The organism is Pseudomonas fluorescens (assembly GCF_902497995.1).
GTDB classification, from domain to species: domain Bacteria; phylum Pseudomonadota; class Gammaproteobacteria; order Pseudomonadales; family Pseudomonadaceae; genus Aquipseudomonas; species Aquipseudomonas fluorescens_BK.
In genome coordinates this window covers 300129-321723 of the sequence record NZ_CABVII010000002.1, presented here as the reverse complement: position 1 = coordinate 321723, position 21595 = coordinate 300129, and the positions used below count along the sequence as shown (strand labels likewise).

Annotated in this window: 20 protein-coding genes; 8 read left to right on the top strand and 12 right to left on the bottom strand. The window is 61.1% G+C overall.

Features of this window, described 5'->3' with window-relative positions; genetic code table 11:
* Positions 1-186 precede the first annotated feature (186 nt).
* On the bottom strand, positions 187-1521 hold the full coding sequence (locus tag F8N80_RS03430) for a DEAD/DEAH box helicase (RefSeq protein WP_150744046.1): 1335 nt from the start codon (positions 1519-1521) through the stop codon (positions 187-189).
* Positions 1522-1599: 78 nt separating this feature from the next.
* Positions 1600-2526, bottom strand: coding sequence for a drug/metabolite exporter YedA (gene yedA, locus F8N80_RS03425; RefSeq protein ID WP_150783215.1), 927 nt, complete (start codon positions 2524-2526; stop codon positions 1600-1602).
* A gap of 163 nt (positions 2527-2689) precedes the next feature.
* Here yedA and F8N80_RS03420 point away from each other — a divergent pair, with 163 nt between their 5' ends.
* Complete coding sequence (locus F8N80_RS03420) at positions 2690-3145, top strand: Lrp/AsnC family transcriptional regulator (protein WP_150783214.1); 456 nt, start codon at positions 2690-2692, stop codon at positions 3143-3145.
* 144 nt (positions 3146-3289) lie between these two features.
* Here the strand turns inward: F8N80_RS03420 and F8N80_RS03410 are convergent, their stop codons facing one another.
* From F8N80_RS03410 to F8N80_RS03390, 4 genes are all read right to left on the bottom strand, one after another.
* Positions 3290-3808: a BRO-N domain-containing protein gene (locus F8N80_RS03410; RefSeq protein WP_150783213.1), complete on the bottom strand. Its 519-nt coding sequence runs from the start codon at positions 3806-3808 to the stop codon at positions 3290-3292.
* A 529-nt stretch (positions 3809-4337) separates the two neighbouring features.
* Complete coding sequence (locus tag F8N80_RS03400) at positions 4338-4949, bottom strand: 3'-5' exonuclease (RefSeq protein WP_150744043.1); 612 nt, start codon at positions 4947-4949, stop codon at positions 4338-4340.
* Between the two features lie 22 nt (positions 4950-4971).
* Positions 4972-5451, bottom strand: coding sequence for a LabA-like NYN domain-containing protein (locus F8N80_RS03395; protein ID WP_064675757.1), 480 nt, complete (start codon positions 5449-5451; stop codon positions 4972-4974).
* Positions 5452-5588: 137 nt separating this feature from the next.
* Positions 5589-6347, bottom strand: a complete 759-nt coding sequence (locus F8N80_RS03390) for a DUF2076 domain-containing protein (RefSeq protein ID WP_150744042.1) — start codon at positions 6345-6347, stop codon at positions 5589-5591.
* 178 nt (positions 6348-6525) lie between these two features.
* On the opposite strand from F8N80_RS03390, the gene F8N80_RS03385 reads away from it, so the two are divergent.
* Positions 6526-7200, top strand: coding sequence for a YciC family protein (locus F8N80_RS03385; protein WP_150744071.1), 675 nt, complete (start codon positions 6526-6528; stop codon positions 7198-7200).
* Positions 7201-7269: 69 nt separating this feature from the next.
* Positions 7270-8343, top strand: a complete 1074-nt coding sequence (locus F8N80_RS03380; protein WP_150783211.1) for an endonuclease/exonuclease/phosphatase family protein — start codon at positions 7270-7272, stop codon at positions 8341-8343.
* A gap of 146 nt (positions 8344-8489) precedes the next feature.
* Here the strand turns inward: F8N80_RS03380 and F8N80_RS03375 are convergent, their stop codons facing one another.
* On the bottom strand, positions 8490-8726 hold the full coding sequence (locus tag F8N80_RS03375) for a hypothetical protein (protein ID WP_150744040.1): 237 nt from the start codon (positions 8724-8726) through the stop codon (positions 8490-8492).
* A 13-nt stretch (positions 8727-8739) separates the two neighbouring features.
* Between F8N80_RS03375 and F8N80_RS03370 the strand changes: the two genes are divergently transcribed.
* Complete coding sequence (locus F8N80_RS03370) at positions 8740-9669, top strand: LysR substrate-binding domain-containing protein (RefSeq protein WP_150744039.1); 930 nt, start codon at positions 8740-8742, stop codon at positions 9667-9669.
* A 103-nt stretch (positions 9670-9772) separates the two neighbouring features.
* On the opposite strand, the gene hrpB is transcribed toward F8N80_RS03370, so the two are convergent.
* Positions 9773-12289, bottom strand: a complete 2517-nt coding sequence (gene hrpB, locus F8N80_RS03360) for an ATP-dependent helicase HrpB (protein WP_150783210.1) — start codon at positions 12287-12289, stop codon at positions 9773-9775.
* Between the two features lie 110 nt (positions 12290-12399).
* Here hrpB and F8N80_RS03355 point away from each other — a divergent pair, with 110 nt between their 5' ends.
* From F8N80_RS03355 to F8N80_RS03340, 4 genes are all read left to right on the top strand, one after another.
* Positions 12400-12819: a polyribonucleotide nucleotidyltransferase gene (locus tag F8N80_RS03355; RefSeq protein WP_150744037.1), complete on the top strand. Its 420-nt coding sequence runs from the start codon at positions 12400-12402 to the stop codon at positions 12817-12819.
* Between the two features lie 27 nt (positions 12820-12846).
* Complete coding sequence (locus tag F8N80_RS03350) at positions 12847-13752, top strand: cation diffusion facilitator family transporter (protein WP_150783209.1); 906 nt, start codon at positions 12847-12849, stop codon at positions 13750-13752.
* Between the two features lie 343 nt (positions 13753-14095).
* Positions 14096-14575, top strand: coding sequence for an Lrp/AsnC family transcriptional regulator (locus tag F8N80_RS03345; RefSeq protein ID WP_150744035.1), 480 nt, complete (start codon positions 14096-14098; stop codon positions 14573-14575).
* A 212-nt stretch (positions 14576-14787) separates the two neighbouring features.
* Complete coding sequence (locus tag F8N80_RS03340) at positions 14788-14997, top strand: DUF2788 domain-containing protein (RefSeq protein ID WP_064675738.1); 210 nt, start codon at positions 14788-14790, stop codon at positions 14995-14997.
* Here the strand turns inward: F8N80_RS03340 and F8N80_RS03335 are convergent.
* From F8N80_RS03335 to F8N80_RS03320, 4 genes are all read right to left on the bottom strand, one after another.
* Positions 14989-15627 carry a pseudouridine synthase gene (locus tag F8N80_RS03335; protein ID WP_150783208.1) on the bottom strand — a complete coding sequence of 213 codons (639 nt, stop codon included), beginning with the start codon at positions 15625-15627 and terminating at the stop codon, positions 14989-14991. The two genes, F8N80_RS03340 and F8N80_RS03335, sit on opposite strands and share 9 nt — an antisense overlap.
* Positions 15628-15702: 75 nt before the next feature.
* Positions 15703-17202 (bottom strand): AMP nucleosidase, encoded by a 1500-nt coding sequence (amn, locus tag F8N80_RS03330; RefSeq protein ID WP_191632851.1) that lies wholly within the window; start codon positions 17200-17202, stop codon positions 15703-15705.
* Between the two features lie 186 nt (positions 17203-17388).
* Positions 17389-19038, bottom strand: a complete 1650-nt coding sequence (locus tag F8N80_RS03325) for an acyl-CoA dehydrogenase family protein (RefSeq protein WP_150783207.1) — start codon at positions 19036-19038, stop codon at positions 17389-17391.
* 75 nt (positions 19039-19113) lie between these two features.
* Entirely contained in the window at positions 19114-21492 is a 2379-nt protein-coding gene (locus F8N80_RS03320) for a hybrid sensor histidine kinase/response regulator (RefSeq protein ID WP_150783206.1), read from the bottom strand.
* Positions 21493-21595 lie beyond the last annotated feature (103 nt).

The following is a 21595-nucleotide window of genomic DNA, read 5'->3' as shown; positions in this document are numbered from 1 at the left end:
CCTTCGCGAGCAAGCCCGCTCCCACAGGGGATCTGTGTCACACCACAAATCCCCTGTGGACTCCCATACTGGATTCCATGTCACACCAAATCCCCTGTTGTGGCTCCCACTGGATCTATGTCACACCACAGATCCCTTGTGGGAGCGGGCTTGCTCGCGAAGGCGGCTTAAAGGACGCAGCGACTATTAAGGCTTACGCTTGCGCGGCCCAGTGTTAAACACCGGCACTTTGCGCACAGGCTTGATCGAAGGCTCCGGCGCCGACGCATCACCGCTCTCGACCCACTTGCCCAGATTGCGCTTGCCGCCGCTCGAGGTCTTGGGCTTTTTCGGTTTTTTCGGCTTCTTGACCACCTGACCGCTGGCATCGGTATCCGGCACCCGGTGCTCGGGTTCGAAATCCTGCTCCATCTGGCGAGTCAGCGTCTGACGGGTCAAGGTCTCGATGGCCGACAGCAGATTCACTTCATCGGCGCACACCAGGGAAATGGCCTCCCCGGTTGCACCCGCGCGGCCAGTACGGCCGATCCGGTGAATATAGTCTTCGGCCACGATCGGCAGGTCGAAGTTGACCACCAACGGCAAGTCTTCGATATCCAGGCCACGGGCCGCAACGTCGGTGGCGACAAGGATCTGCACTTCGCTGAGTTTGAAACGGTCCAGAGCGCGCTGGCGGGTTGCTTGAGGTTTGTCGCCATGGATGCCATCGGCATTGATGCCCAGGCCCTGGAGTTTTTCCACCAAGGCGTCCACGCCGTTACGGGTCTTGGCGAACACCAGCACCTGCTTCCACTTGCTCTTGCGCATCAAGTGCACGAACAACTCCGGCTTGCGCTTCTTGTCCACCGTCACCACCCACTGTTTAACAGTGTTGGCAGCTACGTTGCGCGGGCTGACTTCGATGCTCAGCGGATCGTTGAGCATTTGCCCGGCCAGCAGACGGATGGCGTCGGAGAAGGTCGCGGAGAACAACAGCGTCTGACGTTTCTTCGGCAGCACCCGGTAAATGTTCCCCAACTCTTCGGAAAAGCCCAGGTCGAGCATCCGATCGGCTTCATCCAGCACCAGGGTTTGCAGCTGGTTGAACTTCAGCGCGTTCTGCCGGAACAGGTCAAGCAAGCGCCCAGGAGTCGCCACCAACAGGTCGACGCCTTTGCGCAGTTTCATCATTTGCGGGTTGATGCTGACGCCGCCGTACACCGCATAGGTGCTCAACGGCAGGTTCTCGGCATACTGGCGCACGGCCTCGTGAACCTGTTCAGCCAGTTCGCGAGTGGGCACCAGGATCAGGGCCCGCACCGAGTTGGCGGTGACTTTCGGACCTTCCATGGCCAGCAACTGCAGGAGCGGCAGCGCGAAACCGGCGGTCTTGCCGGTACCGGTCTGGGCAGCGGCCATCAGGTCGCGACCGTCCAGCACTGCCGGAATGGCTTGCGCCTGAACCGGCGTCGGGGTCTGGTAGCCGAGCGTCTCGAGAGAGCGCAGCAAGGGTTCGATCAGGCCAAGGGTGGCGAAAGTCATGGGATTACCGTAGGAAAATTCAGCGCGGGTTTTTCAAAATAAGTGTGCAAAACAAGATGCAATGGCGCGCAGTTTACCCTAATTCACGCTCGATTCTGTCCGTACCACGGCAGCAGGTCGTTGGGGAGCCCGGCGCCACTGCGGCAAACCGATCAACACCACGGCACTGATGATCACCAACATGGCCAACATTTCTTCGATACCAATGGTCTCGCCCACAAACACGATCCCCAGCAACACCGCCACCGCCGGGTTGACGTAGGCATAACTGGTGGCCGCCGCCGGACGCACGTTTTTCAACAGATACATGTAAGCGTTGAAGGCGATGATCGAGCCGAAGAACGTCAGGTAGGCCAGGGCCGCCCAACCTTCCATCGGCGGCATGGCTTCCAGATGCTCACCGCTCAGTGCGCTGCCGATCAGCAGCGCCACGCCGCCGACCAGCATTTCCACGGCACTGGCCATTGCGCCCTGGGGCAATGGCAAGTGTTTGCTCCACACCGAACCGAAGGCCCAGGCCGCGGCCGCGAAGATCAGCAACGCGGCACCCAGCGGGCTCGATTGCAGGTTCGAGCCGAGGTTGAGCATGGCAATACCGATCAACCCCAGCGCAATCCCGGCCCATTCAAGACGGGTATTACGTGCGCCCCAGAAATATCCACAGAGCAAGGTAAACAGCGGCACCGTCGCCACTGCCAGCGCGGCCACGCCGGAGGCCACGCCCGTATGTTCGGCCACACTGACTGCCCCGTTGCCGCACGTCAGCAGCAAAATCCCGATGATTCCCGCGGCTTTCCACTGGACCCAAGTCGGTGCCGGCGCCCCGCGCCAGCGCAGGAAGGCGTACATCAGCGAACCGGCGATCACGAAGCGAATACCGGCAAGCAGTAACGGCGGCCAGTACTGCACGCCGATGCGAATCACCAGGTAAGTCGAGCCCCAAATCACGTACAACGCAAAAAAGGCGGCGATCAACGGTAAGGGAAAGCGGCGTAGGCCAGGCATTGGGCAGCTCGCAGGCAAGACAGGTGAACAGCTATTCTAGAAAGGCCAACGGCGGAAAATAAGCTACAAAACCTGTTTATAGCGCCAGTACACTTTTCAAAACACGGAGATAAAGGCTATAAACCGTGCTTTCGAAAGTCGGGCATTTTTCAGGAGCAAGACGATGGATAAATACGACCGCATGCTCCTCGGCGCCCTGTTGGAAAACGGTCGTGCGTCCTACGCCGACCTGGCGCGCAAGGTCAACCTGTCCGCCCCGGCCGTGGCCGAGCGCGTGGCCAAACTTGAAGCCTGCGGGGTGATCACCGGTTATCAGGCGAAAGTCGATATGGCCAAACTCGGCCTGCCGATCCAGTGCGTCATTGAACTGCGCCTGAACCAGCACGGTAATCAGAAGGCCTACGACGACCTGATCAAAATCCCACAGCTGACGGAGTGCCACCGGGTGACGGGCGATCCGTGCGTGATCATGCAGGCGGCGGTGGGGTCGATGCCGGAGCTGGAGGAGTTGATCAACAAGATTGCCAAGTTCGGGTTCAGCAAGACGTCGATCGTGTTGTCGAGTGCGATCGAGAAGCGGGTGCCGTTGGGGCACATCGAAGGCAATGGAAAAGGTTAATAGGACACGGTCCCTGTGGGAGCGGGCTTGCCCGCGATTGCGGTGTGTCAAACAACACTGATTTCGACTGACACTCCGCTATCGCGGGCAAGCCCCACAGGTACGATGAAACCCTGTAGGAGCGAGGCTTGCCCGCGAATCCATCTATAAAACGCCGCTGTAACCTGCTGACAACAAACCCGGCATATCGCGCAGGCGAACCCAAGGCTCTTTGCGCCAATGCAGCAGCCTCAGCGTCCCACCGGCCCACTCCATCGCCCGCATATGCGACGCCTGAGTCGAAACGGACCCTGCCTCCTCTCGCAACATAGGCACCACATGATGGGTCAACCAACGCCGCAAATGGCGGTTTTCCGGGCAGTAGTGATACACCAACATGGCGTACACGCCCGACTCACTCAGCATCAAGGTCTCCTGCAAGTCATCGTTTTCAGACAGACGCATCATCCGCCGCTGATCCGCATCGAGCTTGAGCGCTTGTCTGCCGTTTATATCAACACCCATCAACCGGCCGATATCGCGGGCGCAGAACCAGGGTTCCGCGTGCAATAAAAGCGCAGGTAGCTGAATGTGGTGACGGATGAATGTTTTGGGAAGGTAGTGAGCTTCGTACGCAGCTGATTGCGCAGAGTCTTCGGGGGGATTGGGGGTAACTTTGATCATGGTGAATCTCCGAACGAGAATTGAAGCGGCCAGCATCACTTGCAGGTAATGGGTGGCAGCTGTGTGCAGGTCTGCAAGACCGAGTCGTTCGGCAACCCCGGCAGACCCGAAGGTCTCCCGCACACAGCCACCATAAATCGATGGTCGCCAAGTAAAGCGACGCGATTATAGGTGTGCCGATAGGCGCCAAACAAATTTTAGGTGGGCTTGCAGTCCCGGTCGCTGAATTGGCAGCGACGTCCCAGAGGTTATCGATGCCGCAGATGGCGGGCAAGACAGACAATACTTAATGTTCGGTAGGATCATTCGCCAGACTGGAGGCGTTATTAAACAACCTTGAAAAATGCATGACACAAGGGGTGGATGCGGGGTGCCGTGGGGCAGCTGGAGATGACGTCGATCCAGAGTTGCAGCAGATCCATTGTGGGAGCGGGCTTGCTCGCGAAAGCGGAGTGTCAGTCGACATCAACGTCGAATGACCCACCGCTTTCGCGAGCAAGCCCGCTCCCACAGGGGTTCTGTGGTGGTATTAGAACCCGCGATGGCGCTTGAGATGCTCATTGATCTTCGCCGCCGGCACTTTCTGCAAGCTGACCAGCAGCTCATGGGACAACTCACGCAACCCATGCTTTTGCCGCAGTTCCTGGGCCAGATACGCCGTCAGGTTGGCCGCCATTTCGGCATCGGCCATGGCCCGGTGAGCCTGGCCGGTGTGGGGCAGTTTGGCGAAGGTGGTGAGGGTGCCGAGTTTGTGGTTCGGCGCCGCAGGCATCAGGCGGCGGGCGAGGAGCAGCGAGCAGGCAAAGTTCTGCAGGCGCGTGCGTTTGATGCGCCCCAGCTCGAAGTCCCAGAACTTCTGGTCGAAGGCGGCGTTGTGGGCCAGCAGCGGGGTGATGCCGACGAACTCGTTGACCTCGTTCATCACCTGTTCAGCCGATGGCGCGGTGCGCAACATGGCATTGCTGATGCCGGTGAGCTGTTCGATGAAGGCCGGCACGCGCACGCCGGCGTTCATCAGGCTTTGGTAACGCTCGACGATGCGCCCCTGTTCAAGGATCACCACGGCGATTTCCGTGGCCCGGCAGCTGCTGCTCGGGGAGATTCCGGTGGTTTCAAAGTCGATGACTGCTATGCGTTCCAAACCTGTTTCAACTCCGTAAAAATCAATTTTTGAGCAACAACGCGCCTTCGATCGGCACGTAGCGGCTGGCGGCACGGATCAGCGAGTTGGCCGTCAGGCCCGGCACGCCGTAGGCCACCGCTTGCACCCCGTGCTTGGCGATGATGCGCTCCAGCAGCATGTCGAAATCACCGTCACCGGAGGCCAGCACCACTTCGTCGACATGATCGGCGGCGTCCATGATATCGAGGGTGATGCCCACGTCCCAGTCGCCCTTGGCCGAGCCGTCGCTGCGCTGGATGTAGGGCTTGAGCTTCACGGTGAAACCGAGGTTGCGCAGGATCTGCTGGAACTGTTGTTGTTTGCTGTCGCCGCGATCGATCGCGTAGGCATAGGCCTCGACGATCTCCCCCTGTTTGCTGATGTCAGCCCACAGCGCGGCATAGTTGAAGTGGCAACCATAGGCCTGACGCACGGTGTAATAGAGGTTCTGGACATCGGCGAATACTGCGATCTTTTTCACCGTGCATCCTCGTTGGAGCGCTGGCGCGCGGACAGGATCGGGCACCAGGCCCGAAAAGTTGCCCAGTATGCCAGCCTGAAGGATTGTTCCGCGAATAATCGGCCCGGAGCGCCGTTGCGCTCCGGACGAATGGCGTGTCAGACGAAGGAATCGTCGTCACCGCCGAAGAACGATGAGCTGTCGTCACTGTAGTCAGCGTCGGCGAATCCGCCCTGATCGCTGGCGTTGTCAGCCACCCGCTGGTCGTCGCCCCAGCCATTGCCGCTGTCGCCCTGATCGTTGACCTGGGCCGGTTCTTCCTTGATGACCTCAACCACTTCCGGCTGCTGATTGTGATGGAACAGGCTGCTGATGCCTTGTGCCAGCATCACGCCACCCGCCACGCCAGCCGCCGTTTTCAGTGCCCCGCCGAGAAAGCCGCTGCCGGCCTGTTGTTGCGGCGCGTAGTTCTGCTGAGGGGGTGCGGTGCCAAAGTTTTGCTGGGGCGGCTGCGTATTGAACGACGGCCGCGCCGGTTCACGCCAGCCACCCCCGCTCGATACGGGCGCACTTTGAGTCGGTGCGGGCTGCGGATCACGGGGGCCGCCGCCGAAAATGCTCGACAAAAAGCCACCACTGGCCGGTGCCGGAGCTGCCGTCCGGGTCTTGGCCGATTGCAGTTCTGCCTGCAATTGCTGGACTTGCCGGGCCAGTTGTTGGTTCTGCTCATCGAGGCTTTTGAGCGCTGCCTCTTGCACCAGAATCGCCTGGGTCATGAAATAGCCTGCCGCTGGCTGGCGAGTCAGGTGTTCCTTGATCCGCGCCTCGGCCTGGGCGTCGCGCGGGGCTGAGTCCGTTTCGGCCTGTTGCAGCCGGGAAAACAGGCCATCGATCAGGGTTTGTTCTTCGCTGTTCATGGCGACCTCGTAGATTGCCGGGAATATCGTCGCCCTTTTCCACTACGGAAAAGGTGCCCCTGCGTAATGGAGGCTGATACAGGATGTTTCAATGACCTTTACCGAACGTTTACGTTTGCGCCCCGAAGGGTTTCATCGGTTAAAGTGGAGCACTGCTTTCAACCTGCGATACCGACTGATGAATCCGTTAGATGTACTGCGTGACTCCCTGTATTTCTTCAAGCGCAATCTGGGCCAGATCGTTCAGCTGTGCCTGCCGCTGGTGATCTTCGAAGCGCTGCTGCAACAAGTGGTCGACCACTCCTCCGAGCCGGAGGGTTTCCCCGGTATCAGCGTGATGGTCGGCTTGCTGGTCTATCCGCTGTACACCGCCGCGCTGATTCTGTTTCTCGATGCCCGCAGCCGTGGCGAGTCACCGCGCAACCGTGACCTGCTGGCCATGTCCGCGACCTTGTGGCCGCGTTTCGCCCTGCTCACCGCGCTCAATACCCTGCTGATACTGATCGGCCTGTCGCTGTATTTCCTGCCGGGCATCTGGCTGATGGTGACGCTGGCGTTCGGCGAATACCTGCTGGTATTGCGCGGCATGGCCCCGCTGGCGGCGATGAAGGAAAGCCTGCGCCTGACCCGCGGCAACTTCCTGCGCATCCTGGTGTGCATTCTGTGTGTGATGGCCCCGTTGTGGCTGCTCAAGGGCGTGACCCTGCAGGCGTATCCTGAACCGCAGAACCCGGTGGTTGCCGTGCTGATCGACAGTGCCCACAGCTTTTTGCAACTGTTCACCAGCGTGGTGCTGTTCCGCTTGTTCATGCTGATCAGCGTCGTGCCCGAGGAAACTGACGGGCCACTGTGACCGCTCTACCCCATGGGCTCGGCTCTCGGTTATGCTCGGGGCAACTCTTGTAACGCGATAAGCCGAGCCATGACCCGTCTACTGCGCTACACCCTGCTGGGCCTGTTGATCGTCGGTCTGATTGGCGTGCTGATCTACAGCCTGACCTGGCGCCCCGAAGCCAGGGAAGCGCTGCCGGTCAGTTGCAGCGCCCAGGCGCCCACCCTGGTCCCCGGCCAGGCGTTGAAGGTGATGACCTGGAACGTTCAGTTTCTGGCGGGCAAGCGCTATGTGTTCTGGAACGACCTGGCCGCCGGCACCGACGAAAGCCCCACCACCGAAGACATGGCCTTCAGTCTTGATGAAGTGGCACGGGTGATCCGTGACGAACAGCCGGACATCGTGCTGTTGCAAGAGCTCGACGACGGCGCCAAGGCCACTAACTACCAGAACCAGTTCAAACTGCTCCAGGAACGGCTCGCCGATCTGTATCCGTGCAGCACCCACGCCTTTGACTGGAAGGCCGACTTCGTGCCTGAACCGCACATCTTCGGTAGCGTCGGCCGGCAACTGGCGACCCTCAGCCGCTACCGGATCGGACACGCCGAACGCCTGCAATTACCAGAGGTGCCGGCCAACCTGATCAGCCGCCAGTTCAAACCGAAAAACGCCTTGTTGGTCACGTACCTGCCGTTGAGCGACGGCGCTCAGGTCGCGGTGCTCAATACCCATCTGGACCACGTCATCCCTCCCGACGATACGCAGGCCCAGGTGAGCGCCGTGGCCAAAGTAATCGATAAGCTCGAAAGCCGTGGTACGCCGTGGCTGATCGGCGGCGACTTCGATCTGTTGCCCCTGGGACAATATCGACGCCTGCCCGACGCGCAACGCACGGTCTACTCCGCCGACAGCGCGCTGCATGTGTTGTGGGACAAGTACCCGATGATCCCGACCAACAACGAAGCCGGCGGTGTCGAGCGGGCGCGCTGGCTGACCCATTATCCGAATGATCCAGGCTTGGACGGTCCGGACCGGACTGTCGATTACCTGTTCTACAGCCCGCGGATCAAACGGGTCGCGGCGATGGTGAGGCAGGACGATACGTTGCGCATCTCCGATCACTTGCCGGTGATTGCGCGGTTCCTGTTGCCGGCTGCGCCTTAGCGCCGGACTCCAGGACGATGCAAAACCTTTGGGAGCGAGCCTGCTCGCGAAGGCGGTGTGTCAGGCAACATTAATGTTGAATGTGCAGCCGCCTTCACTGCGGTGCGGCGATCCGACAAGCCAGCTCCAAGGGGGGTGCGGTGAAGTCAATGTTCTTCCAGCTCATCCTGCAACAGCCCCTGGATCTTGCACTTCATCTCGATGGACGAGCGCTTTTCGATCGGCGAATGCAACACAGTAAAAATGTCTTCGCAGACCATGAAAAAACTGGGCAGCCAATCCCCCCGGTTGAGCGGTATGTGGTTATTGTTCAGGCATGACAACACCGTCGTCGGAACGGACGCGAGCGGCGCGAAATTTACCTGGATGTCGAGACCATCCACACCGAGGTTTGCCGTGGCTGCCTACAACTTGCGTCAACTGAAATACTTCATCACCACCGTCGAGTGCGGCAGTGTGGCCGAGGCGTCGCGCAAGCTGTACATCGCCCAGCCGGCGATCTCCACGGCGATCAAAGGCCTGGAGGACAGCTTCGGCGTGCAATTGCTGATCCGCCATCACGCCCAGGGCGTGTCCCTGACCCCCAGCGGTGCACGCTTTTACCGCAAGGCCCAGGAACTGCTGCGCATGGCCAAGGAGTTCGAACAGAACGCCCTCGCCGACAACGACGTGGTGGCGGGGCAAATCGATATCGGCTGCTTCGAAACGGTCGCGCCGCTGCTTCTGCCGCAGTTGATTGCCGGATTCTCGGCGCTGTACCCGGGGGTGAAAATCCGCATCCGCGACGGCGAGCAGCAGGAGTTGGTGCAAGGCCTGACCTCCGGCACTTTCGACCTGGCGATCCTGTATGAACACGACCTCGACGCCACAATCCAGACCGAACCACTGATGCCGGCGCAGCGGCCCTATGCGTTGCTGCCGGCGGATCATCGCTTTGCCCAACTCAAGCAAGTGTCGCTGCGCGATCTGTGCCTGGAACCGATGATTCTGCTGGACGTGCAACCGAGCCGGACCTACTTCGTCAGCCTGTTCGAAGAGCTGGGCCTGGCGCCAAATATCGCCTTCAGCTCACCCTCGATCGAGATGGTCCGGGGGATGGTCGGCCAAGGATTCGGTTTTTCGATCCTGGTCACCAGACCCCATTCGGAGTACACCTATGACGGGCAGAAAGTGGTGTGCGTGGACATCGTCGAAGACGTCACCGGCTCAGGGTTGGTGGCGGCGTGGCTCAAGCGTGGGCAACTGACCAAACCGGCGCAGTTGTTTGCCGATTATTGTCGGGAGCAGTTGACGGCGAAGGCTCAAAAACCACACCCGTCCCTGTAGGAGCGAGGCTTGCCCGCGAAGAACGATAACGCGATTCCCCAGGCATACCGCGGTGAAGCCTTCGCGGGCAAGCCTCGCTCCTACAAGGCGGTGGGTGGCGGGATTATTTGCGCGGTTTGATCCGCGCCGTCGCCTCGGCCACCAGCGGATCATCCGGCCAGTAGTGCTTCGGGTAGCGCCCCTTCAAATCCTTCTTCACCTCGGCATAGGTGCTGCGCCAGAAGTTCGCCAGGTCCTGTGTCACCTGCACTGGCCGCCGCGCCGGGGACAGCAGGTGCAACTTGACCACTTGCCGGCCACCGGCAATACGCGGGGTGTCAGCCAGGCCGAACAGCTCCTGCAAACGCACCGCCAGAATCGGCGGCTGCTCGCTGTAATCCAGGCGAATCGACGATCCCGAGGGCACGCTCAGATGATGCGGCGCCAGGTCATCCAGCCGTTGCGGCAACGGCCACGGCAGCAGGTTATGAACAATGTTCGACAAGTCCAGATTGGCGAAGTGACTGAGCCGCGACACTTTGCCCAGGTACGGCATCAGCCAGTGTTCGAGGTTTTTGAGCAGGGCGGCGTCGCTGACATCCGGCCATTCACTCTCGGCCTTGCTGCCAAGGTCCAGCTGCCGCAACAACGCCACCCGTGCCTGCCACTGACGCAGCTCCGGGGTCCATGGCAACAGTTCCAGGCCCTTGCGCCGCACCAGATTCACCAGCGCCTGGCTGCGGGCGCTTTCATCGAGGCCGGTCAGGGGTTCACGGCTGAGGATCAGTTCCCCGACCTTGCGCTGGCGCTCGGCGCGCAACACGCCTTCGCGCTCATCCCAATCCAGGTGATCGACAGAGCGCACCTGCTCCGCCAATACCGAGTCGAACAATGCCGGCTCGAAATCCGCCGCCAGATAAATCCGTTCCTCACGCTGGCCCTGGCGACTGCCGAGATCGGCGATCACCAGCCAGGGTTGTTTCATCAAGCTGTCGGCTTCGGCGAACAGCGCCGCACGCCCGTTGGCCAGACGATACTCCGCACCACCGGCCCGTCGCTGCTGGGCAACGCGATCCGGATAAGCCAGCGCCAGCAACGCGCCGAGCCAGCGCGGATGATCCGGATCGCTGACTGGCTCCGAGGCTTTGCCACGCAGGTAACCACGATACTGCCGCGCCATTTGCCGGGCCCGTTGCACCCCGCCCTGAGCGCCGCGTGCGGCTCGTTCTTCGCCGGACAACAGCGCCAATCGGCTGTGCAGATCCGCCCCGGCGCCGCGCAAGATATCCCGCTCGCCGAGCAGCGCCGCGACATCGCACGCCATGTCGGCCAGGCCGAGTGCCTGACCACGCAACAGCAAATGCGCGATACGCGGATGCGCTGGCAATTGGGCCATTGTCTGGCCGTGACGGGTCAGCGCTTCACCGTCCAGGGCGCCCAGGCGATCAAGCAAGTCCTGAGCCTGTGCATAAGCGGCGGCTGGCGGCACATCGAGCCACACCAGTTGTCCCGGTGTCACACCCCAACGACCCAGTTGCAAGGCCAGGCCGGCGAGGTCCGCCGAGAGAATTTCCGCACTGGCATAGGCCGCCAATTGTTCATGCTGATCCTGGGACCACAACCGATAACACACGCCCGGCTCCAACCGCCCTGCCCGGCCCGCGCGCTGCGTGGCACTGGCACGGGAGATGCGCTGGGTGTCGAGCCGGGTCATGCCGCTGCCGGGATCGAACCGCGGCACCCGCGCCAGCCCGGCATCGATCACCACGCGCACGCCGTCGATGGTCAGGCTGGTCTCGGCGATGTTGGTCGCCAGCACCACTTTGCGTTTGCCTGCGGGGGCCGGATCGATTGCGGCGCGTTGGGCCGCCAGGTCCAGCTCACCGTGCAATGGGCAGAGCAACACCTGCGTGCTCTCACCCAGCGCATCGGCCAGTTGTTGATGCACGCGACGGATTTCCGCCTGCCCCGGCAGAAACACCAGCACACTGCCGGTTTCATCGTTCAAGGCGTCGAGAATGGTTTGCACCAGACGCGGCTCGATGAATTCACCCGGCTGGAACGGTCGGCCCCAGCGCATCGCCACCGGGTACATGCGGCCTTCGCTGCGCAGGATCGGCGCGTCATCGAGCAACCCGGCCAGGCGTTCGCCTTCCAGGGTTGCCGACATCAAGAGGATTTTCAGCGGCTGATCGTCGCGAAACAATTCCCGGCCATTCAGACTCAGGGCCAACGCCAGGTCGGCATCGAGGCTGCGCTCGTGGAATTCGTCGAAAATCAGCAGGCCCACGCCTTCCAGTGCCGGGTCGTCCTGCAAACGCCGGGTGAGGATGCCTTCGGTGACCACTTCAATGCGGGTCTTGGGGCCGACTTTGCTATCGAGACGAATGCGATAGCCGACAGTTTCACCGACTTTCTCACCCAGCTCACTCGCCAGACGCTCCGCCGCCGCCCGCGCGGCCAGCCGACGCGGTTCGAGCATCAGAATGGTCTGCCCGGCCAGCCAGGTCTCGTTGAGCAAGGCCAAAGGCACGCGGGTGGTTTTACCGGCGCCGGGCGGTGCTTCGAGCACGGCTTCGTGGCGTGTCGCCAAGGCTTCACGCAGGGCGGGTAAAACTTCATCGATCGGCAAAGAAATCATGCTGGCTCCAAAACAGAGCGGCGAGTATAACGGCGAACTGCTCGGCGTTTGTCGCGGTCCTAATTCATATTGACGACGCTTCGTTTTCCAGATGACTCAGGAGATTTCATATGCGTGCTCCCTTTCGCTTGATTGGCGGTGTACTGATCGCGACGTTGCTGACCCAGGTCACCGCCTGCGGTTCGATTTTCTACCCTGACCGTCGTGGCCAGATTGACGGTAAAATCGACCCGGCCATCGCCGTACTCGATGCTGTGGGCCTGCTGTTCTACATCATCCCCGGCCTGATCGCCTTTGCCGTGGACTTCGCTACCGGCGCGATTTACTTCGAGCCAGGCAAGACCGCCCAGGTGGCTCCGGAAAAACTCAAGGAAGCCATCGGCGCGGACGGCAAGGTCGATACCCATAAATTGCAGACCATTCTCGAAACCGAACTGGGCCGCAGCTTCCCGCTGGACGACCCACGCCTGATCCAGCACAAGGGCAGTGCTCAGCAACTGGCGATGTTCGGCCTGCAACCTGCCGCATAATTCGCACTGAAAGGACACGCCGCCCCTATGATCTCCAGCTCCGAACACGCCCGCCTGCTGCGGCTGGCGACCCGTGCCTCGGTAGCGGTGGCCTGTGCGTTGATCGTCGCCAAAGCCATCGCCTGGTGGTTGAGTGGCTCGGTGAGCATGCTTGCCGGGCTGACCGATTCGGCCCTCGACGGCGTCACCTCGCTGCTCAACCTGCTGGCGGTGCATTACGCCTTGCGCCCCGCCGATGAGGATCACCGATACGGGCATGGCAAGGCCGAGTCGTTGGCGGGTATGGCGCAGGCCCTGTTCATTGGCGGCAGCGCGGTGCTGATCGCCTTGCAGGCCGTCGACCGGTTGAAGCACCCGGAACCGGTGGGAGCACCTTGGATCAGCATCGGAGTCATCGTATTTTCCCTGGCGCTGACCCTGGCGCTGCTGATGCTGCAACATCGGGTGGTCAAGGCCACCGGTTCCAACGCGGTACGTGCCGACTCCCTGCATTACCGCTCGGACATGTTGCTCAACGGCAGCATCCTGGTGGCGTTGGTGCTGGCCGGGTTTGGCTGGCATCAGGTCGACCCCTGGTTCGGCCTGGGGATCGCCGCCTACATTCTCTGGAGCGCGATTCAGATCGCCCGGGAAAGCTTCACGGTGCTGATGGATGAAGAACTGCCGCCGGATGTCAGCCAGCACATGCTCGAACTGGCGTGCAGCGTGCCGGGAGTCTTGGGCGCGCATGACCTGCGCACGCGGGTTTCCGGTAACCAGTGGTTTGTGCAATTGCACCTGGAATTGCCGGGCGAGTTGACGCTGTCAGTCGCCCACGGCATCAGCGACCAAGCCGCCGATGCGATTCACGCGGCTTATCCGCGAGCCGAAGTGCTGGTGCACGCCGACCCGCAGGAAGTGGTGCTGGCAGCCAGGGCTCAACAAGACACCTGATAAGGACGGAAGGTAAATGGCGGGCAAAAGAAAAGGGAGACCCGTCGGCCTCCCTTTGAGAACTTCGTCCGTGCTCGACGCTTTTGACGCCGGCTCACCTCACGCCGTCTTCTGGACAGTGTGCAGCTCGGGGGCCGACTCATCCCCTGTGGGGGTGGCGACCGCAGCTGGCCTGATTGGGCGAGCCGCTGTGGACTGTTTGTCCGAGCAGTGATTCTGGTGATAAGAATAGGCTGGAGGCCTTGGCAGAGGATTGCGAAGATTGCTCAAATAAACATGACTTGCGCAATTTTTAACCCTGGATAGATAATCTGCCGCAATTGATATGACAAAGGCCTGATTGATGAGCAAACTCGACCGATACGACCTGAGCATTTTGGCGGAATTGCAGCGCGACGCGCGCATCTCCAACCAGGAGCTGGCCGAACGCATCGGCCTGTCACCCTCGCCTTGCTCGCGCCGGGTCAAGCAACTGGAAGACGACGGCTACATCTCCCGCCAGGTGGCGCTATTGGACCGAAAAATGCTCGGCCTGAGCCTGACTGCCTACGTACTGATCGGCATGGACCGGCATACGCCGGAGCGGTTCGAGAACTTCGAAGCCGCGATCCGGACATTGCCTCAGGTGCTGGAATGCAGTTTGGTGACGGGGATGGATGCGGACTACCAGCTCAAGGTGGTGGTGCCAGACATGGATCACTATCAGAAGCTGCTGCTGGGACATCTGACCCGGATTGACGGGGTGACCAGTGTGCGCTCGAGTTTTGTGTTGAATCAGGTGCTCAACAGTACTGAATTGCCTTTGACTCATCTGCGTAGCTGAAGACGCCTTCGCGGGCAAGCCTCGCTCCTACGGGGTTGTTGTGGGCCGTAATCTCGTGAACGGCACAAACCCGTAGGAGCGAGGCTTGCCCGCGAAGGGGCCGGCAAAGGCCGACGAATAGCTGCGACACACTGCCGCAGGTCAATCCCCCACCACTCCCCCATGACGTATACTCCAGCGCCTTTTAGCCCCGCCCGCGCTGGAGATGTCCGATGGATCCTGCAGTATTCGAAGAGTGGATGATGACCGGACTGGTCAGCATCCTGATCATTTTCATGGGTTTCATCGTCTGGGATCTGGCGAAAAAATCCAAGGCCGGGCGCTTTGGCTCGTTCATCCTGTTCTTCGTGCTCGGTCTGGGCGTGGCCGCGTTCGTGATCAAAAGCGTGGTCATCGGCCTGATCGAGTCCGGCTCAATTTAAACGCGCCGGCACTTCCTTCCACTGGCCCTGGTCGAGCCCTTCGATCGACCAGTCGCCGATTCTGACGCGCACCAGGCGCAACGTCGGCAAGCCGACCGCCGCTGTCATGCGCCGCACCTGACGGTTGCGACCCTCGCGAATCACCAGCTCAAGCCAGCTGGTTGGCACGCTCTTGCGAAAGCGCACCGGCGGATTGCGCGGCCATAATTGCGGCTCTTCAAGCTGCCGCGCCTGGGCTGGCAAGGTCATGCCGTCGTTCAACTCGACGCCGTCGCGCAAACGCTGCAACTGTCCGGCGCTCGGCTCGCCTTCCACCTGCACCCAATAGGTCTTGGCCAGTTTGTGTTTCGGGTCGGCGATCCGCGCCTGCAGCTGTCCGTCGTTGGTCAATAACAACAGGCCTTCGCTGTCGCGGTCCAGACGGCCTGCCGGGTAAATCCCGGGGATATCGATGAAATCCTTGAGCGTCGCCCGCCCCTCGCCATCGCTGAACTGCGTCAACACATCGAAGGGTTTATTGAACAGAATCAGCTTCGGCTCGGCCGGCGGCGCTTTGGCGACACGGCGCGGGGCTGATGGCGGATTATTCGCGCCAGGACGGCGAGAGACGGGACGTTGAGGACGAGACATGGGCAAGGGAACATCTAACGGTCAGGGCTGCTAATGCTAGTGCCCTGACCGCCAAATGACCATGACAACGCGCTATCAGCGGAACGGCGGCTCGTCGAAGCTGCGCAGTTTGCGCGAGTGCAGCGAGTTGAGCTCGGTGCGCAACAGATCCACCGCCTCGATGCCGATCTTCAAGTGCTGGCTGACCGCACGTTCATAGAAGGCGTTGGCCGAGCCCGGCAGTTTGATTTCGCTGTGCAAGGGTTTGTCGGACACGCAGAGCAACGTACCGTACGGCACCCGCAAGCGATAACCCTGGGCCGCAATGGTGCCGCTTTCCATGTCCACCGCCACCGCGCGCGACAGGTTGATCAACGGCCGCTCCTGGGCCCAGCGCAATTCCCAGTTGCGGTCGTCATAGGTCAGGACGGTGCCGGTGCGCAGGCGTTTCTTCAACTCGTCACCCTTCTCGCCAGTGATATTCGCCGCGGCTTGCTGCAAGGCCATCTGCACTTCGGCGAGGGCCGGAATCGGAATGTTCGGCGGCACCACGCGGTCGAGAATCCCGTCGCGGCGCATGTAAGCGTGCGCCAGCACATAGTCACCAATGGTCTGGGACTGACGCAAGCCGCCGCAGTGACCGATCATCAACCAGCAATGCGGGCGCAATACGGCCAGGTGGTCGGTGATGTTCTTGGCGTTGGATGGGCCGACGCCGATGTTCACCAGGGTCACGCCGTGACCATCGCTGGCGATCAGGTGATAGGCCGGCATCTGGTAACGGTGCCAGACCACACCCGCGGCAATTGCCGAGGCTTCGCCGTGGTCCATGCTCTTTTCAATGATCACGTTGCCCGGCAGAACCATGCGCACGAAACGCGGATCATTGCGCAACTGTTCCAGGCCATGGACGATGAACTGGTCGACGTAGCGGTGGTAGTTGGTCAGCAGAATCCACGGCTGCACATGACGCCAGTCGCTGCCCGTGTAGTGCACCAGCCGACGCAGGGAGAAATCCACCCGTGCGGCATCGAACAGCGCCAGCGGCAGCGGATCGGTGTTTTCCCAATCGTACAAACCATCGGCAATGCCATCGGTCGCGGCCGACAGGTCAGTACTGGGGAAGACCCGCGCCAGCACGGCGGCGGTGACGCCGGAGCCGGCCAGCTCATCGCCCTGCTCGACCACGTAGGGATAAGGAATGTTCTGCTGGCTGATGCCCACTTCCACGGTCACGGTGAAGTCGTGCATCAGGGGAACGAGTTGTTCCAGCAGGTATTTGCGGAAAGCGGCCGGGTGAGTGACGGTGACGCTATAGGTTCCGGGCAGCTGAACCTTGGCATAAGCGCGCGTGGTCTGCGGGACTTCGCCCTGGCAGTGGTAGGTCAGACGCAATTCGGGATAACGAAACATTGCACGCTGTTCGGCGTCCGGTTCGACTCGATCCTTGAGGTAACGCTTGAGCGCCTGGTTCAGCGCGGTGGTTGCACGATTGTGCAAGAGCGCAAGCCGATCCACGGCTTGCTCGGCGGTTTGAACGACAATAAAAGCTTCGGTCACGATCAGCATCCTGTGGTCTGACTTGCAGGCCTTCATCTTGCCTGCAACATCGCTTCACGGGAACAGTGGTTGTTACACAAATGCCAAGTCCACAGAAGATCCAAAGTGGGAGCGGGCTTGCTCGCGAATACGGTGTGTCAGTCGACATATCTATCGACTGACACGGCCTCTTCGCGAGCAAGCCCGCTCCCACATGGGTTCGGTGTCGTTCACGAAACCGGGTCAGAATCCTTGCGGGGTCGAACGGGCTACTATCGCTTGCACATCCAATCCTCGCGGCAACGCGCCATACACCCGACCGGCCGAACCCAGGCGGCTGGCGATAAACGCATCGCTGACCGCCGCATTGCCCGCCTCCAGCAACAGCCTGGCCTGAAGCCCCAGCGCGATGTCTTCGGTCAGCTGCCGGGCGCGGTACTGAATGTCGTCGGTGTCCTTGAACGCGGCCTGCAATTGGCTGATATGCGCGGCCAGCCGTTTGTCGCCATGACCATCACCCAATTCGCTGAACAACACATCAAGCACACCCGGCTCCTTGGACAACGCTCGCAGCACGTCGAGGCATTGCACGTTGCCGGAGCCTTCCCATGTCGAATTGACCGGCGCCTCACGGTACAAACGCGGCAGGATGCTGTCTTCGACATAGCCGGCGCCGCCCATGCATTCGGCGGCTTCGTTGATCATTGCGGGCGCGCGCTTGCAGATCCAGTACTTGCCCACCGCCGTGACCAGCCGGGCGAATTTCGCTTCGTGACTGTCATCCAGATGATCCAGCGCCCGCCCCATGCGCAGGCTCAAGGCCAGGGCCGCCTCGCTTTCCAGCGCCAGGTCGGCCAATACGTTTTGCATCAAGGGTTGTTCGCTAAGCAGTTTGCCACCCACCCGGCGATGAGCGCAGTGATGGCTGGCCTGGGTCAACGCCTGGCGCATCAAGGCGCTTGAACCGACCATGCAATCGAAGCGGGTCATGGCGACCATTTCGATGATGGTGGGAACACCTCGGCCTTCTTCGCCTACCATCCAGGCCAGGGCTCCACGGAACTCCACTTCGCTGGAGGCGTTGGAGCAATTGCCCAGCTTGTTCTTCAGACGCTGGATATAGAACTGGTTGCGCGTGTCGTCCGGGCGATGGCGCGGCAGCAGGAAACAGGTCAACCCCTTGTCAGTCTGGGCGAGCGTCAGGAAGGCATCGCACATCGGTGCCGAACAGAACCACTTGTGGCCCACCAGTTCATAGGCCTGGCCCGGACCGCTGGCGCCGACCGGATAGGCCTTGGTGGTATTGGCCCGCACATCAGTGCCGCCCTGCTTCTCGGTCATTGCCATACCGATGGTGACACCGGCCTTGTGCGCCATGCCGACGTTGCGCGGGTCGTATTCGGTGGCGAGGATTTTCGGCAGCCACAGCTGCGCCAGATCCGGTTGCAGGCGCATCGCCGGGACACTGGCAAACGTCATGGTCAACGGGCAGCCACTGCCGGCTTCGGCCTGGCTGTGCAGGTACGTCATGGAGGCGCGGGCGACGTGGGCGCCGGACTGCGGATGCGCCCAGGGCAATGAGGTCAAGCCGTGCTTGACCGCCGTGCGCATCAGCTGGTGATACGCCGGGTGAAATTCCACCAGGTCGACGCGATGCCCATAACGATCGTGACTGCTGAACACCGGTTTGTTCAGATTAGCCAAAAAACCCGCTTCCATCAGCGGCCCGCCGGCCAGTGCGCCGTAGGCGTCGATCCGCGACTCGGCCCAACCGGCGCCAAAACGCCGCGACCACTCCTGCAGGGGCAGGTCGATGCGATACAGGTTGGTGCCGTCCAGCGACGGTGGCTGGTTGGTGACTTCGTGGGTTTCGGCGAACTGATGCAGGTTCATGACGGGGCTCCTTTGGTCAGCCAAGGGATTTTCAGTTAAGCACCGCCCCACGGCCGAACAAAGTGTCATATCTGCCTAACTGTCGGCGCTTTCGCCTTGTCCGGAACAAAGCACCCGACGATAGAGCACGGCCTGCAGGTCCTCGAATTTCACCGGTTTGCTCAGGTAATCGATCAAAGCGCCGGTCGGGCAACGTTCCCGAGCAGTGCCCGGGGCAACCACGAATACCGGCAGTTCGGCGCAACCCGGCAATGTGCGGATCCGGCAGTGCACGGACATGCCATCCAGTGGCGGCAACTGGCTATCGAGCAGTACGGCGTCGCACGCTTCGCGCTGCAAATGACCAAGCGCAGCGCTACTGGTGTCGGCCGTGCGCACCCGGAACCCCAACTTGAGCAACATGCCACGCATCACCAGTTGATTGACGCTGTTGTCATCGATCAACAGCACGGTGCAGTCCTCAGGCAGTCGCAGGCGCGCCCGAGCCATCGAAGGCACTGATGAGCGTTCCACCACGGGCAGTTCGAATTCGACGTCGAGCTGAAAACGGCTGCCGCGCCCGGGCTCGGAGCGGTGAGTCAGACGCCCGCCCAGCAATTCGATCAATTGCCGACAGATCGCCAGTCCGATGCCCAGGCCACCGTATTCACGGGTCATCGAACCGTCGAGCTGGAAAAACCGCTGATACAGAGTCGCCTCTCCCAGGTCGGTGAAACCGATGCCGGTGTCGATCACCACAAAGGACAGTGCCAGCCGGTCGGCCCCCACGGGTTTACCCGTCACCCGCAACGCCACCCCGCCGATCCGGGTGAACTTGATGGCGTTATCCAGCAGACATTCCAGGCATTGCGCCAACTTGGCACTGTCACCGTGCAGGCGATCCGGCAGCCCCGGCGCCGCGTCGACCTTGAAATCCAGCGACTTGCCCGAGGCATTGCCCTCGAACTGCACTCGCAAGGCGTCGATCACGCCGCGCAAACTGAAGATGACCGCAACAGCCTTGGGCTTGCCGGCCTGGAGTTCGGTCAGGGTCAGGATGCCATTGACCATGCGCATCATGTCGCGCGCCGAGCCCGCCGCCGTTTGCTGGTATTGCTCCAGTTCGGCGTCCATCTCGATAGTCTGCATCAGTTCCAGCGAACCGATCACACCGTTCATGGGTGTGCGCAGTTCGTGGGTCAGGGTCGCCAGGAATTCATCCTTGAGCCTGTTGCTGTGCGCCAGTTGCTGGTTCAGCACTTCGAGCTTTTGTCCGGCGCCAAACAACGTCTGCGCCTGCTGCTCGCGCATGGCATTGATGCGGTCGGCCAGGGCCAGCGACAGCAGCGCCACCTCAATCGCCGCGCCGATCTGGCTGGAATACATGGTCAGGAACACGTTCGGCAGATACCCCAGCACCATCAGCGTATTGATGATGCCCCCGAGTAAAAACGCCGACCACGCGATGATGAAATACCGCGCCACCCGCAGGCCGCGCACCCAGACGAAAATCCCCGCGGCAAAAATCACCACGGTGAATGTCAGCGCCAGGGCCGTCGCCAGACGCAGGGCCAGGGCATAGCTGGTCATCAACGATAGCCCGACTACCACTGCGCCGAACGCAATCAGCGTCAACAGCAAGCGGTCGAGCCAGCGGCTGTAGGTGGCGGTCTGCAGGAAGCTGCGAGCGAACTGGCTGCCGAACAGTCCTGCCCAACCGATGAAGAATGGCGTCGCCGCGTTGGTCCACCAGGGATTGTCCGGCCAGAAATACTCCACGGCCGCGCCGTTCACCGACAGCTGGTACAAGCCAAACGAGGCGATATAGAAGATGTAATACAGATAACTGGTGTCACGTACGCTGAGGTAGATGAACAGGTTGTAGACCAGCATCCCCAGTAACACACCATAGATCACGCCCAGCACATAAAGGCGCACCGGCTGTTCTTCGAGGTAAGCGGTGCTCGACCACAACGTCACCGGCGCCTGGATCGACCCCTCGCTTTGCAGACGCAGGTACAGGGTCTGCGCTTGATCGGGGGAGATCCCCAGATTGAACAAATAATTGTTCTGGCGAATCTCGCGACTGGCGAACGGCAAGGCATCGCCGGTCTGCCTGGCCAGCTGATAGCCACCGGTCGTATCGGGCACGTACAGATCAAGGTGATCAAGGGGTGGATAGGCCAGCTCCAGCAGCCAGGTCCGTTGCGCCGCCGGGTTGGTCGGGCGGTAATGCAGGTCGATTTTCAGCCAGAACGCCGAACGCGAATACCCGGCGTTGAGGGTGTCTTTATCGTGGGCTTTGAAATGTCCGGCAGCGGCTTGCGCGCGGACATCGGCGATGGTCGCCTGACCACTCGCGTCTTCGAACACTTGCAGGGTTCGGCCCAGGGGAAGGCTTTGGGTGAATTCATCGAACTCGACGGCGCTCGCCATGAGGGGCAAGCACACCAGCAATATCAGCAAATAGCGCATTTAAGCCCCAGCGTGGCCTGTCCGGTTATCTCAGGAAGCCCCTCATTCCCTTTGAGTAGACGTAAAACCGGTATACCTGTATTGGCTTGGATCCACCCTAGCA